The organism is Xanthomonas indica, assembly GCF_040529045.1.
Taxonomy (GTDB): Bacteria; Pseudomonadota; Gammaproteobacteria; order Xanthomonadales; family Xanthomonadaceae; genus Xanthomonas_A; species Xanthomonas_A indica.
In genome coordinates, this window is sequence record NZ_CP131914.1 from 195001 (window position 1) to 208585 (window position 13585).

The window sequence follows — 13585 nt, forward strand, 5'->3', positions numbered from 1 at the left end:
CTGCAGGCGTCCTCACAAGTTACCTGCGCACACTGTCAAAGAACTTCGGGGCCGGCCTCAGCGCCTTTCCCTTTTTCGCCCCGACGTTTCCGTCCGAGTGAGCCGCCCATTATAGCGGACTTTTTGTTTCCGTCAACACCTCATTTCGAGGCGGTTGACGCTGGTTCGTCTTCAAACCCGAGGGCTTTTCGTCGAACCGAGCCGCCCATCATAGCGGCTTTTTTCTTGCCGTCAACACCTTTTTGATCAGGTGGTTGACGCTGCTTCTTCGTCCAAACCCGTAGGCTTTTCCTCGAAGCGAGCCGGCCATATTAGCCGACTTTTTCACTTCGTCAACACCTTTTTGAAGAGGTTTTGACGCCCTTGCCGCGTTGCCGTGAAGGCGTTGCGTCAGGGGAGGGAAAGTATGGCCCCAAATCGCCCGCTTGGGAAGAGGGCGTGAAAACTTTTTTCACTCTCCCGTCGCGGAGGTCCTGCCAGCCCCGCCGACCCTGCCTTTACGCCGCTCCGCACTGCTTGGCACTGCTCGCGTGGCGCGACTCTCTATATAGAGCGTTGCAGGCCCTGCCGACCGCCCCCACACCCGGCTCCTCGCCGGGACCGGGCAGCCGATCTCACGCTTCGACGAGTTGCACCCGGGCAAAGGTGCGCTTGCCGACCTGCAGGACGCCCTCGAAACCAGGGGCGAAGCTCTGCCGGGGATCCTCCACCACGTCGCCGGCCACGCGCACCGCCCGCTCCTTCAGCTTGCGGGTGGCCTCGGAATTGCTGGCGGTCAGGCCTGCGGCGGTCAGCAGCGCGGCGATCCGCAGCCCCTCCGCCGGCACGGCGACCTGCTGCAGCGGCAAGGCACTGGTGTCGCCCTGCCCGGTCACCACCGCATGCCAGCCGACGATGGCCTGCTCGGCGGCAGCCGCATCGTGGAAGCGGGTGGTGAGTTCGCGGGCCAGGCGCAGCTTCACTTCGCGCGGGTGCAGCCCGCCGGCCTGCACCTGCTGCCGCAGCGCCTGCGCCTCGCTCATGCCGATCTCGAAGGACAACAGTTCGATCCAGCGCCACATCAGCTCGTCGCCGATCTTCATGGTCTTGGTGACGATGTCGATCGCCGGCTCGCTGATGCCGATGTAGTTGCCCAGCGACTTGGACATCTTGTTGACCCCGTCCAGGCCTTCGAGCAGCGGCATCGTCAGCACGATCTGCGCCGGCTGCCCGTAGTGCTCCTGCAGGCCGCGGCCCATCAGCAGGTTGAACTTCTGGTCGGTGCCGCCCAGTTCGACGTCGGCCTTCAGCGCCACCGAGTCGTAGCCCTGCACCAGCGGGTACAGGAACTCATGGATCGCGATGGACTGCTGCGCGGCATAGCGCTTGGCGAAATCGTCGCGCTCGAGCATGCGCGCGACGGTGTGCTGGCCGGCCAGGCGGATCATGTCGGCCGCGCTCATCTGCCCGAACCACTCGGAGTTGAAGCGCACCTCGGTGCGTTCCCGGTCCAGCACCTTGAACACCTGCTCCTCGTAGGTGCGCGCATTGGCCAGCACGTCCTCGCGGGTCAGCGGCTTGCGGGTGACGTTCTTGCCGGTCGGGTCGCCGATCATCCCGGTGAAGTCGCCGATCAGGAAGATCACCTGGTGTCCCAGGTCCTGGAACTGGCGCATCTTGTTCAACAGCACGGTGTGGCCGATGTGCAGATCCGGCGCCGTGGGATCGAAGCCGGCCTTGACCCGCAGCGGGCGGCCGCTGCGCAGGCGGGCCTCCAGTTCTTCACGCTTGAGGATTTCATCGGCACCGCGGCCGATCAGGGCAAGGGACTCTTCGATCGTGGACAAAACAGGAACTCCGGCGAATGGCGTCAAGCAACGTGAATGGCGTTAAGAGCGAGTTAACCATGCAGTCAGGTGAAAATCCGAGCCGGCTCAATGGTTTGACGCGCTGTGGAACCATGTTTATGGTAGCCGAGTTTTGAGCTCGCGCTTCGGGCTCGTGAGGAAGCCTTGATGCCCAACAGTGATCAGGAACGCGCGCGCCGGCAGCGCTTCCAGCAACGCCTTCATGTTCTCCACGACACTGCGCTGCATCGCAAGTTGAAGGAACACCTTCCCGCCGGACGCTGGACGCGCCGCCACTGGATCCACGCCAGCCTGTTCGCCACCATCGGCGCGATGGTCGCCACCATCGTTCCCGGCTTTTCCAACGCCATCGACGTGCCGCTGCAGACCACGCAGGCGACGCTGGCGCTGCCGTTGCCGCCGATTTCGCTGGCGCAGCAACAGCAGGCCGCGATCACCGACAACTGGCAGGTGGTGCGGATCCAATCCGGGCAGACCCTGGGCTCGGTGTTCGAGCAGCTCGGCATCCCCGCCACGGTGATGCAGCGGGTGCTGGACCATCCGGGCACCCACGACGCGCTGACCAAGCTGCGCCCGGGCGCGGAAATCGGCTTCGACCTGGCGACGACGGGCGACCTGCGCGCCCTGCGCTTCGACCGCGATGCCACCCACCGGGTGGAACTGTCGCTGCTCGACGACGACATCAAGGAAAAGGTGATCGAGCGCGAGACCAGCACGCGCACCGTGGTCACCAGCGGCGAGATCACCAGCTCGCTGTACGTGGCCGCGCGCAAGGCCGGGCTGTCGCCGTCGGCGATCGCGACGATGACCGACGAGATCTTCAAGTACGACATCGACTTCGACAAGGACCTGCAGCCGGGCGACCGCTTCAGCGTGGTCATGGACGAGACCTGGCGCGAAGGCGAGCGTATCGACACCAGCAAGATCCTGGCGGCGACCTTCACCACCCGCGGCAAGACCTACAGCGGCTTCCGCTTCGAGCGCGGCGGCAAGCCGGCCGAGTATTTCGACGTGACCGGGCGGCCGCTGAAGAAGAGCTTCATCCGCATGCCGGTGTCCTACAGCCGCATCAGCTCCACCTTCGGCGCGCGCAAGCACCCGGTGCTGGGCACCATGCGCATGCACAAGGGCATCGACTACGCCGCGCCGACCGGCACCCCGATCATGGCCGCCGGCGATGCGCGGGTGCAGTTCGTCGGCACCCAGCGCGGCTACGGCAACGTGGTGATCCTGGACCACGGCAAGGGCTACAGCACGCTGTACGGGCACATGTCGCGCTTCGGCGGGATCAAGGCCGGCCAGCGCATCAACCAGGGCACGGTGATCGGCTATGTCGGCATGACCGGCATGGCCACCGGGCCGCACCTGCACTACGAATTCCGCGTGGACGGGGTGCAGCGCAATCCGGCCTCGGTGACGATGCCGCCGCCGACCCCGCTGGCGGGCGCCGAGCTGGCCGCGTTCCGCGCCCAGACCTCGCCGGCGCTGGCGCGCATCCAGCGCGTGGAGAAGCTGATCTACGCCGATGCCGACGAGCCGGCGGCGAAGAAGAAGAAGGTCGTCGCCTCGTCCAAGGCCGCCGCCTCGCACGACGCCGGCTGAGCACCGGCGTCCGGTTCCGCCGCGCCGCGCATTGACGGGCGGCGGCACCTGGCCCACGCTGCGGCGCCGACCGCCGCCTGGTGCCTTGCATGTCCTCGCCCTCCGCCGTTCCCGACGACGCCCTGTTCCTGGGCCTGATGTCCGGCACCAGCGCCGACGGCATCGATGCCGCGCTGGTGCGCTTCGGCCACGATGGACGCCCGCACCTGCAGCTGGGCCGTACCTACGCCTGGGCACCGCAGCAGCGCGCGGCGCTGATCGCCCTGGGCGAAGGCGGCGACATCACCTCGCTGGACGCACTGGGGCGGCTCGATGCCGAGGTCGCGATCGCCTTCGCCGAGGCGGCCCTGCGCCTGCTCGAGGACGCCGGCGTCGCGCCGGCCGCGGTCCGCGCGATCGGTTCGCACGGGCAGACCGTGCGCCACCGCCCGCTGGCCGATCCCGCCTTCACCTGGCAGCTCGGCGACGGCAACCGCATCGCCGAACTGACCGGCATCGCCACGGTCTGCGATTTCCGCCGCCGCGACGTCGCCGCCGGCGGCCATGGCGCGCCACTGATGCCGGCCTTCCATGCGGCGATGCTGGGGGCGGCGCACGAGGACCGGGCCGTGCTCAACCTCGGCGGCATCGGCAACCTGACCCTGCTGCCGGCGCGCGGCGCCGTGCGCGGCTTCGACACCGGCCCGGCCAACGCACTGCTCGATGCCTGGTGCCAGCGCCATCAGGGCCAGCCCTACGATGCCGGCGGCGCGTTCGCCGCCAGCGGCGCGGTCGACGCCGACCTGCTGCAGCGCCTGCTGGCCGATGCCTGGTTCGCGCTGCCGCCGCCCAAGAGCACCGGGCGCGAGCAGTTCCACCTGCGCTGGCTGGAGGCCTGCCTGGAAACACCGGCGCCGGCGCCGGCCGCGGTGCAGGCGACGCTGCTGGAGCTGACCGTGGCGACGATCGCCGATGCACTGCTGGCGCAGCAGCCGGCGACCCGGCAATTGCTGGTGTGCGGCGGCGGCGTGCACAACCCGGTATTGCTAGCGCGGCTGCAGGCGCGCCTGCCGGGCGTGCAGGTGCAATCCACCCAGGCGCAGGGCCTGGACCCGGACTACATCGAAGCGATGGGCTTTGCCTGGCTGGCGCGACAGACCCTGGCCGGGCTGCCGGGCAACCTGCCGTCGGTCAGCGGCGCGCGCGGGCCGCGCATTCTCGGCGCGATCCATCCCGCCTGAGCAACCACGCCAGCGAGAAGGTCAGAAGCCGCTGCCGGCCGGCAGCGCGCGCAAGGCCGCGATCGCCTCCGACAGCGCATCCACTTCGCGGTGCTCGAAGCCGCTGCGCACGTCGTGCTCGCTGGAGAACAGGCCCTGCTCGATCAGCGCCAGCACCGCCTGGCGCTGGGTCCAGCCGCGCGCAACGGCGATGCGGCGGATGCGTTCGAGCAGGAACGGGTCGATATCGCGCAACACAAGGTCGCTCATGCGGACTCCCGGGCGGCGGCGCACCCGTGCGCCGCTGCCCATCATCCCTGCCTGGGGACGCCCTTTCAATCGCGGGACGACACCGCCTGTGGCGTCTGTTCGCGGATCCGCGGCCACAGCCAGGCCAGCAACAGCAGGGTCGGGATCACGGTGAAGGCGCTAAGCACGAAGAAGGTGCTGTAGGAGGTGGCTTCGACGATGTAGCCGGAGACACCCCCGACGAACTTGCCCGGCAGATTGGCCAGCGACACCAGCAGCGCGTACTGGGTGGCGGTGAAGTTGCGATCGGTCAGCGAGGACATGAAGGCGACCAGCACGGTGCCGGCGAAGCCCTGGAACAGGTTGTCGGCGCTGAGCGCGGCGTAGAACGACCAGAGCTGGCCGGGGTTGTGCGCCATCAGCAGGAACGCCAGGTTGGACAGCGCCACGCCCAACGCGGCGACGAGCAGCATGCGCCGAAAGCCGAAGGCGGCCACCGCCAGGCCGCCGACGAAGGCCCCGGCGATGCCCATCCACACCCCGAACAGCTTGGAGACGTTGGCGATGTCGGCCTTGTCGAAGCCCGAGTCCAGGTAGAACGGACCGGACATCACCCCGATCACCTGGTCGGGGAACTTGAACAGGCCCACGAACAGCAACAGCGCCAGCCCCAGCGCCAGGCCGTTGCTGGAGAAGAAGCTGGAAATCGGCTGCCAGAACGCGCCGACCACGTCGATCCTGCGCACCACCGTCGCCGCCGGCACCTCCGGCTCGCGGCACACCAGGGTGGTGACGATCGGCAGCAGCATCAGCCCGGCCATGACCAGGTAGGCCAATGTCCAGTTGCCGAACTGCGCCAGGTACAGCGCGCCGGCGCCGGACAGGATCAGGCCGATGCGATAACCGAAGGTGTAGGTCGCGGCGAGCGCGGCCTGCGCCGACGGCGGCGCGATCTCGATGCGGTAGGCATCCACCACCGAGTCCTGGGTGGCGCCGGCGAAGGAGGCGATCAGCACCCACAGCACCAGCGTGCCCACGCTCAACTCCGGGCGGGTGAACGCCAGCGCCACCAGGCCGATGGCCACGCCCAGCTGCGCGACCAGCAGCCACGAGCGGCGCCGGCCGAGGAAGCCGAGCAGCGGGAAGCGGTAGCGGTCCAGCAGCGGCGCCCACAGGAACTTGAGCAGGTAGAAGAAGCTGGCCAGGCTGATCAGGCCGATGCTGCCCAGGTCCAGGCCGACGTCGCGCAGGCGCGTGGACAGAGTCTGCGAGGCGATCAGCAGGAACGGCAGCCCGCTGCCGAAGCCCAGCAGCGCCATGGTCGCCGCCGACGGCGTGGCGAAGGCGCGCTTGATCCCGGCCCAGCCCTTGTACGACACCGGCGCCGCGGAGGTGCCACCGCTCATTCGCGGTAGTCCACCGTGAACGGCGCATGGTCGGAGAAGCGCTGCGCGGTGTAGATGGAACAGCCTTGCAGGCGCTCGCGCAGGGTCGGGGTGACGAACTGATAGTCGATGCGCCAACCGACGTCGTTGGCGCGCGCCGCGCCGCGGTTGCTCCACCAGGTGTAGTCCTGGCCCTCCGGATGCAGCGCGCGGTAGGCATCTACCCAGCCGCGGCCGCTGGCCGGGTCGGCCTCCTCGGCACGGTCGGCGCACAGGCCGTTGAGCCAGTCGCGCTCGGCCGGCAGGCAGCCGGAGTTCTTCTGGTTCGACTTCCAGTTCTTGATGTCCAGCGCCGAGCGCACGATGTTCCAGTCGCCGCACAGCACGTAGTCGCGGCCGCTGTGCAGCCACTCCACCAGGATCGGCCGCAGCCAGTCCATGACCTGGAACTTGTAGCCCTGGCGCAGCTCGCCGGAGGACCCGGAGGGGATGTAGAAGGACACCACGCTCAGGTTGCCGAAGCGCGCCTCGATGTAGCGGCCTTCCTCGTCGAACTCCGGCCAGCCCAGCGCGGTCCGCACCTCGTCCGGCTCGCGCTTGCTGTAGATGGCCACGCCGCTGTAGCCCTTCTTGGTGCTGGCGTCGCGGAACCAGACCCGGTAACCGTCCGGCAGGAACGCCGGCCCGGCCAGCTGATGCTCCTGCGCCTTGGTCTCCTGCACGCACAGCACATCCGCCTGTTGCGTGGCGAACCACTCGAAAAAGCCCTTGGTGGCGGCCGATCGCAGGCCGTTGGCGTTGAAGCTGATGATGCGCATGGAGAGCCGGGAATGGGGAAAGGGGACTAGGGAATGGTGAAAAGCATAGCGGTTGTTCCGTCTTCGCGGTCCTGCTGGGGTACGCTTTATCGGTTCCCTATTCCCGTTTCCCCATTCCCGGCGCTCCAATGACCGACTACCGGCAACGTTTCCTGCAACTGGCCCTGGACGTGGAGGCGCTGCGCTTCGGCGAGTTCACGCTGAAGTCCGGGCGCCTCAGTCCGTACTTCTTCAACGCCGGACGTTTCGACTCCGGTGCCAGCATGGCGCGGCTGGCGGCGTGCTATGCCGATGCGGCCGACGCCGCCGGGCTCGACTTCGACCTGTTGTTCGGCCCGGCCTACAAGGGCATTCCGCTGGCCACGGCGGTGGCCTGCGAGTACGCGCGGCGCGGGCGCGACCTGCCGCTGGCGTTCAACCGCAAGGAAGCCAAGGCGCACGGCGAAGGCGGCAGCCTGATCGGCGCGCCGCTGGCCGGCCGCCGGGTGCTGATCGTGGACGACGTGATCACCGCCGGCACCGCGATCCGCGAGGCGCTGGGCATCATCCGCGCCGCCGGCGGCGCGCCGGCCGCGATCCTGGTCGCGCTGGACCGCCAGGAGATCGCGGCCGAGGACGACCGCCGCTCGGCGGCGCAGGCGGTGGCCGCCGAAGCCGGCGTTCCTGTGGTCTCGGTCGCGCATCTGGGCGACCTGCTTGCATTCATCGACGGAAACGCAGACCTTGTCGGCTTCCGCGAACCGCTGCTGGCCTACCGGGTCCGCTACGGTTGCGCTTCGTCTGGCTGACAGCAGGGGGCTGCCACGATGCCGATCCGACCACGCAATCGCGTCCTGCCGGCCGTGCTGGCGCTGCTGGCCTTGCCGGCCGCCGCGCAGCAGGCACCGGCACCGTCCAAGAAGCTGTATTGCTGGAACCAGGGCGGACAACGCACCTGCAGCGATGCGCTGCCGCCGGAAGCGGTGAACCAGGCCCGCGACGAGTTCAACGTCACCAGCGGCATGCGCAGCGCCGAGGTCGGACGCGCGCTGAACGCCGAGGAGCGCGCCGCGGCCGCGGCCGATGCCGCGCAGCAGCGCGCCGACCAGGCGGCGCTGGAAACGCGCAAGCGCACCGACCAGGCGATGCTGCTGTCGTACCAGACCGAGGACGAACTGCGCCGGGTGTTCGCCGAGCGCATCGGCATCGTCGACAACAACATCCAGACCGCGCGCTACAACGTGGAGAGCCTGCGCCAGGGCCTGATCGGCCTGCTGTCCGGCGCCGGCACGCGCGAGCTGACCGGGCAGAGCGTGCCGGCCAAGACCGCCGACGAGGTGCAGCAGCGGCACCGCGCCCTGCTGTGGCAATTGCGCATGCAGAAGAACTTCGAGCAGCAGCGGCTCGGCCTGGATCAGGAAATCGAGGACGTGCTGCAGCGCTATCGCGCGGCCCGCGGCGTCGGCCCGGCAGCGGCCGCGACCACCGCCGGCGGCTGAGCCGCCGTACGGTCCGGCGCCCGGACCAGGCCGGGCGCGCGAAGCCCCCTCAGAACGTCGGCGTCAGCCCCGGCAGCACCGCCTGCAGCTGGGCGCGGAACAGTGCCTTGATCCGCTCCAGCGCCGCCGCGTTGTCGGCCTCGAAGCGCAGCACCAGCACCGGCGTGGTGTTGGAGGCGCGCACCAGGCCCCAGCCGTCGGGGAAATCGGCGCGCAGGCCGTCGATGGTCAGCAGCCGCGCACCGGCGAACGGCGAGCCGTCCTGCTGCGCCCGGGCGGCCAGGTCGGCGACCAGCGCGTGCGCATCCTGCCCGTCCACCGGCAGCTTGATCTCCGGCGTGGCCACGCTGTCGGGCAACTCGGCCAGCACTTCCGACGGCGCTTCCTCGCGCTGGGCCAGGATCTCCAGCAATCGCGCCGCCGCGTACAGGCCGTCGTCGAACCCGTACCAGCGCTCCTTGAAGAAGAAGTGGCCGCTCATCTCGCCGGCCAGCTCGGCGTCGGTCTCGCGCATCTTTGCCTTGATCAGCGAATGCCCGGTCTTCCAGACCAGCGGGCTGCCGCCGTTGCGCAGCACGTAGTCGGACAGCTTGCCGGTGCACTTGACGTCGTAGATCACCAGCGCGCCGGGATTGCGTTGCAGCACGTCGGCGGCGAACAGCATCAGCAGGCGGTCCGGATAGATCACCGTGCCGTCCTTGGTGACCACGCCGAGGCGGTCGGCGTCGCCGTCGAAGGCCACGCCCAGGTCGGCGTCGAAGCGCCGCACGGTCTGCACCAGGTCCTCCAGGTTGCGCGGCTCGCTGGGGTCGGGATGGTGGTTGGGGAAGGTGCCGTCGACGTCGCAGTACAGCGGCACCACCTCGGCGCCGATCGCCTCCAGCAGCCGCGGCGCCAGTTCGCCGCCGACGCCGTTGCCGGCATCGGCCACGACCTTGAGCGGGCGGTCCAGCTGCACGTCGTCGGCGATGCGCTGGATGTAGTCGTCGCCGACGGCGCGCTGCTGCAGCCGGCCCGGTTCCTCGGCAGTGGGCAGGCAGCCGGTGCTGATCCGCGCGTGCAGGTCGGCGATGGCGGCGCCGGACAGGGTCTCGCCGCCGATCACGATCTTGAAGCCGTTGTAGTCGGCCGGGTTGTGGCTGCCGGTGACCGCCACGCAGCTGCCGGCGCGCAGGTGATAGGCGGCGAAGTACACCACCGGGGTCGGCGCCAGGCCGATGTCGGTGACATGGCAGCCGGCGCGGCGCAGGCCTTCGATCAGCGCCGCCGACAGCTCCGGCCCGGACAGGCGGCCATCGCGGCCGACCACCACCTCGTTGAGTCCCTGTTCCTGCATCACCGCGCCGATCGCCTGGCCGATCAGTGCCGCGACCTGCGGGCTGAGGTCGCGGCCGACCACGCCGCGGATGTCGTAGGCGCGGAAGATCTCCGGCGCCACCGTGAACGCCGGCACCGGCTTGGCCGGCGCGGCCTCCTCGGCGGCGGGCGGCGGCGGCGGCGGCGGCTCCTGGCGTTGCAGGCTCTGCTGCAGGGTGTGTTCTTCGGTGGCCGCCGCGCCGGCGCGGCGCGCCCGCGGCTGCGGCAGGCGCCCACGCGCGGCCAGCAACAGCAGTGCGCCGAGCACCGCGCACAGGCCGGCGACCAGCAGGCAGGGCAGCGCGCCCAGCCCAAGCGGACCGGCTTCGGTATCCGGCAGCGAGGCGACCATGCGCAGGCCGCTGTCGCCGACCGGCCGCGACAGCGCGTCGGCGCGATCGTGCAGCGCATTGTCGCCGGCGGCGATCACGTCATAGCCGCCCTGGCGCAGGGCCAGGTAGCCGGTGCCCGGCACCGATGCCTGCGCGACCGGATCGGTCAGCAGCGCCAGCGGCAGGCGCAGGTAGACCACCCCGGCGCTGCCGCCCAGCGACGCCGGCGCGGCCAGGCCCAGCCGCGGGCCGCCGCCGTCGCGGATCACCGCGCTGGCCAGCTTGCCGGTCAGCAGGGCCTTTTCCAGCAGCGCCAGGCGGCCGTAGCCGAAGCGCGCCGTATCGGCATAGCCCGGCTCCAGGTCGGCGGGCAGCACCAGCGCGTCCTCGGCCTGCGCCCAGTCCGCACGCAGCGCCTGCGCGGCGGCCGCGGCATCGCCGCGGCTCAGGGCCGCCTGCACGGCCGGCTGCTGCAGGCGCTCGGACAGGCGCTTGCCCGCGCCGGCCAGCGCCTGCTGGGTCTGCATGACCGCGGCATCGCGTGCCTGCTCCAGCGTGGCGGCGGCCTGCTCGGCCCGCCATTGCTCGACCCCGCTCCAGCCGAACCAGACCACCAACAGCACCAGCAGCACCGTCAGCAGAGGCGCCACCTTGCGCAAACCCTGCGGCACCGGCCGCGCTTGTGTTGCCTCGCTCATGCAGACGATCCCCTGTCAGCGCACTCCGGTATGGCCGAATCCACCCGTTCCCCTGGCGCTGTCGGCAAAAGTATCCACCACCTGCAGGGCGACGCGCACGACCGGCATCACCACTAACTGCGCGATGCGATCGCCGGGGGCGATGGTGAAGTCCTCGCGGCCGCGGTTCCAGACGCTGATCAGCAACGGCCCCTGGTAGTCGGCATCGATCAGGCCGGTACCGTTGCCCAACACGATGCCGTGACGGTGGCCCAGGCCCGAGCGCGGCAGCACCACCGCGCACAGCTGCGGATCGGCGATGTAGATGGACAGGCCACTGGGGATCAGCGCGGTGTCGCCCGGCGCCAGGGTCAGCGGCGCCTCGGTGGCCGCGCGCAGGTCGAGCCCGGCGCTGGCTTCGGTGGCGTAGTCGGGCAGCGGCCAGCTGTCGCCGAAGCGCGGATCCAGCAGTTTCACCTGCAGCGGATAGGGCGTGGGAGTGCTCATGCGTGCAGCCTCTGCGCGATCAGGTCCAGCAGTTGTTCGGCCAGCTGCGTCTTGGAGACCGCCGGGAAGTCGCGTTCGCCATCCTGCCAATAGGCGGTGGCCGCGTTCTGGTCGCTCTCGAAGCCGTTGCCGGCCACCCCCACCCGGTTGGCCACGATCAGGTCCAGGTGCTTGTCGGCGAGTTTGCCACGGGCATAGCGCTCGATGTCGTGGGTCTCGGCGGCGAAGCCGACCACCAGCTTCAGCGCCTGGGTCTGCGCGGCGACCTCGGCCAGGATGTCCGGGGTGCGGGTCAACTCCAGGGTCAGGGTCTCGCCGCTCTTCTTGATCTTCTGCGCCGCCACTTGTTTTGGCGTGTAATCGGCGACCGCGGCGGTGCCGATGTAGATGTCCGCCGGCAGCGCGCCGAGCACCGCTTCGCGCATCTGCGCGGCCGAGCGCACGTCGATGCGCTGCACGCCGTCGGGTGTAGACAAATGCACCGGCCCGCTGACCAGCACCACCTCGGCGCCCTGCCGGGCGGCGGCGGCGGCCAGGGCGTAGCCCATCTTGCCGCTGCTGCGGTTGCCCAGGTAGCGCACCGGATCCAGGTCTTCGTAGGTGGGGCCGGCGCTGATCACCATGCGCAGGCCGCGCAAGGCGCCAGTGCCAGCGCCCGTGCCAGACCGCGACGGGATGGCGACGTTGGCGTTGGCGGCGGGCGGGGCAACCGACGCGGCGCCCTGGTCGGTGCGCCCAGCGAGCGCGGCGACGATCTGCTCGGGTTCGGCCAGGCGGCCGGGGCCGGACTCGCCTTCGGCCAGCGGGCCGTCGTTCGGGCCGACCACCTGCGCGCCGCGCTGGCGCAGGGTGGCGATGTTGGCCTGGGTGGCCGGATGCAGCCACATGCGGTGGTTCATGGCCGGGCACACGGTCAGCGGCGCGGTGCTGGCCAGGCACAGCGTGCCCACCAGGTCGTCGGCCAGCCCGTGCGCCAGGCGCGCCAGCAGGTCGGCGGTGGCCGGCGCCACCACGATCTGTTCGGCCCAGCGGGCCAGTTCCAGGTGGCCCATCGCCTGCTCGGCCCCGCTGTCCCACAGCGTGGTGCGGGTGAGATGACCCGACAGCGCCTGGAAGCTCAGCGGGGTAACGAACTGCTGCGCGCCGGCGGTCATCGCCACCTGCACCTCGGCGCCGGCGTCGCGCAGGCGCCGCACCAGTTCCAGCGCCTTGTAGGCGGCGATTCCCCCGCCGACGCACAACAGCACACGTCGCCCCTGCAGGGGCCTCTCGAAAATCGGGGTCACGTCGGGAATGTCCTACCCATACAAGGACGATTAGCTTACCCGATGGTTTTTGGCGGCCTGATACCGTTGCGCCATGTCGGCCGGCACCCTGGCGATATGCACATCTCCGACTGGCCCTGCGAAGAACGTCCCCGGGAAAAGCTGCTGGCACGCGGCCCCCGGGCCCTTTCCGACGCCGAACTGCTGGCGATCTTTCTCGGCTCCGGCCTGCCCGGCAGCGACGCGGTGCGCACCTCGCGCGACCTGCTGCAGCGGCACGGGCCGTTGCGCACGCTGCTGGACCGAACGCCCGGCGACCTGGTGCGCCTGCCCGGGCTGGGGCCGGCGCGCGCCTGCCAGCTGTCGGCGGCGCTGGAACTGGGCCAGCGCCACCTGGCCGCGGAACTGCAGCGTGGCGACACCCTCAGCAACCCGGTCAGCGCCGGCCGCTACTTCGCGCAACGCCTGCGGTCGCGGCCCTACGAGGTGTTCGCCGCGCTGTTCCTGGACACCCGGCACCGCTGGCTGGCTTTCGAGGAGCTGTTCCAGGGCACCCTGGACGGCGCCGAGGTGCACCCGCGCGAGGTGGTGCGGCGTGCGCTCATGCTCAATGCCGCGGCGGTGATCATCGGCCACAACCACCCGTCCGGAAACCCGGAACCCTCGCCCGCCGACCGCGCGGTCACCCACCGGCTCAAACAGGCGCTGGACCTGATCGACGTGCGCCTGCTCGACCATTTCATCGTGGGCGACGGCGTGCCGGTCTCGATGGCATCGCGCGGCTGGGCCTGAGCCGCGGCGCGGGGCAGGCCTTGCCGGCCTGGCACGCGCGCCCGGCGGGCCAACGGCGGCCACGGCCATGCCGCCGCG

At 70.2% G+C, this 13585-nt stretch carries 12 protein-coding genes; 5 read left to right on the top strand and 7 right to left on the bottom strand.

The features are described from left to right. Nucleotides 1-614: 614 nt before the first annotated feature. A complete protein-coding gene (tyrS, locus tag Q7W82_RS00810) occupies nucleotides 615-1826 on the bottom strand; it encodes a tyrosine--tRNA ligase (RefSeq protein WP_242161554.1) in 1212 nt (403 codons plus the stop codon). A gap of 168 nt (nucleotides 1827-1994) precedes the next feature. Between tyrS and Q7W82_RS00815 the strand changes: the two genes are divergently transcribed. Together Q7W82_RS00815 and Q7W82_RS00820 are read left to right on the top strand one after the other, a co-directional pair. Beyond that, a complete protein-coding gene (locus tag Q7W82_RS00815) occupies nucleotides 1995-3449 on the top strand; it encodes a peptidoglycan DD-metalloendopeptidase family protein (protein ID WP_242161552.1) in 1455 nt (484 codons plus the stop codon). An 89-nt stretch (nucleotides 3450-3538) separates the two neighbouring features. Continuing rightward, nucleotides 3539-4669, top strand: coding sequence for an anhydro-N-acetylmuramic acid kinase (locus Q7W82_RS00820; RefSeq protein WP_242161550.1), 1131 nt, complete (start codon nucleotides 3539-3541; stop codon nucleotides 4667-4669). A 21-nt stretch (nucleotides 4670-4690) separates the two neighbouring features. Here the strand turns inward: Q7W82_RS00820 and Q7W82_RS00825 are convergent, their stop codons facing one another. The 3 genes from Q7W82_RS00825 to Q7W82_RS00835 form a co-directional block, all read right to left on the bottom strand. After that, entirely contained in the window at nucleotides 4691-4918 is a 228-nt protein-coding gene (locus Q7W82_RS00825) for a hypothetical protein (RefSeq protein WP_026143529.1), read from the bottom strand. 65 nt (nucleotides 4919-4983) lie between these two features. Further along, entirely contained in the window at nucleotides 4984-6303 is a 1320-nt protein-coding gene (locus tag Q7W82_RS00830; protein WP_242161548.1) for an MFS transporter, read from the bottom strand. Then, nucleotides 6300-7100, bottom strand: a complete 801-nt coding sequence (locus Q7W82_RS00835) for an exodeoxyribonuclease III (RefSeq protein ID WP_242161545.1) — start codon at nucleotides 7098-7100, stop codon at nucleotides 6300-6302. Before Q7W82_RS00835 ends, Q7W82_RS00830 begins: the two co-directional genes overlap by 4 nt. Nucleotides 7101-7228: 128 nt before the next feature. On the opposite strand from Q7W82_RS00835, the gene pyrE reads away from it, so the two are divergent. Continuing rightward, a complete protein-coding gene (pyrE, locus tag Q7W82_RS00840) occupies nucleotides 7229-7888 on the top strand; it encodes an orotate phosphoribosyltransferase (RefSeq protein WP_242161543.1) in 660 nt (219 codons plus the stop codon). Between the two features lie 18 nt (nucleotides 7889-7906). Next, a complete protein-coding gene (locus Q7W82_RS00845) occupies nucleotides 7907-8578 on the top strand; it encodes a hypothetical protein (protein ID WP_242161541.1) in 672 nt (223 codons plus the stop codon). Nucleotides 8579-8627: 49 nt separating this feature from the next. Here Q7W82_RS00845 and Q7W82_RS00850 read toward each other — a convergent pair whose 3' ends face one another. The 3 genes from Q7W82_RS00850 to coaBC are packed head-to-tail and all read right to left on the bottom strand — an operon-like array spanning nucleotide 8628 to nucleotide 12736. Continuing rightward, the gene (locus Q7W82_RS00850; protein ID WP_242161539.1) at nucleotides 8628-10964 is read right to left on the bottom strand and encodes a phosphomannomutase/phosphoglucomutase; all 2337 of its coding nucleotides are present in this window, start codon (nucleotides 10962-10964) and stop codon (nucleotides 8628-8630) included. A gap of 15 nt (nucleotides 10965-10979) precedes the next feature. After that, nucleotides 10980-11450: a dUTP diphosphatase gene (dut, locus tag Q7W82_RS00855; protein ID WP_017907877.1), complete on the bottom strand. Its 471-nt coding sequence runs from the start codon at nucleotides 11448-11450 to the stop codon at nucleotides 10980-10982. After that, entirely contained in the window at nucleotides 11447-12736 is a 1290-nt protein-coding gene (gene coaBC / locus Q7W82_RS00860) for a bifunctional phosphopantothenoylcysteine decarboxylase/phosphopantothenate--cysteine ligase CoaBC (protein ID WP_242161537.1), read from the bottom strand. Before coaBC ends, dut begins: the two co-directional genes overlap by 4 nt. 96 nt (nucleotides 12737-12832) lie before the next feature. On the opposite strand from coaBC, the gene radC reads away from it, so the two are divergent. Then, a complete protein-coding gene (gene radC, locus Q7W82_RS00865) occupies nucleotides 12833-13507 on the top strand; it encodes a DNA repair protein RadC (protein WP_242161535.1) in 675 nt (224 codons plus the stop codon). Nucleotides 13508-13585 lie beyond the last annotated feature (78 nt).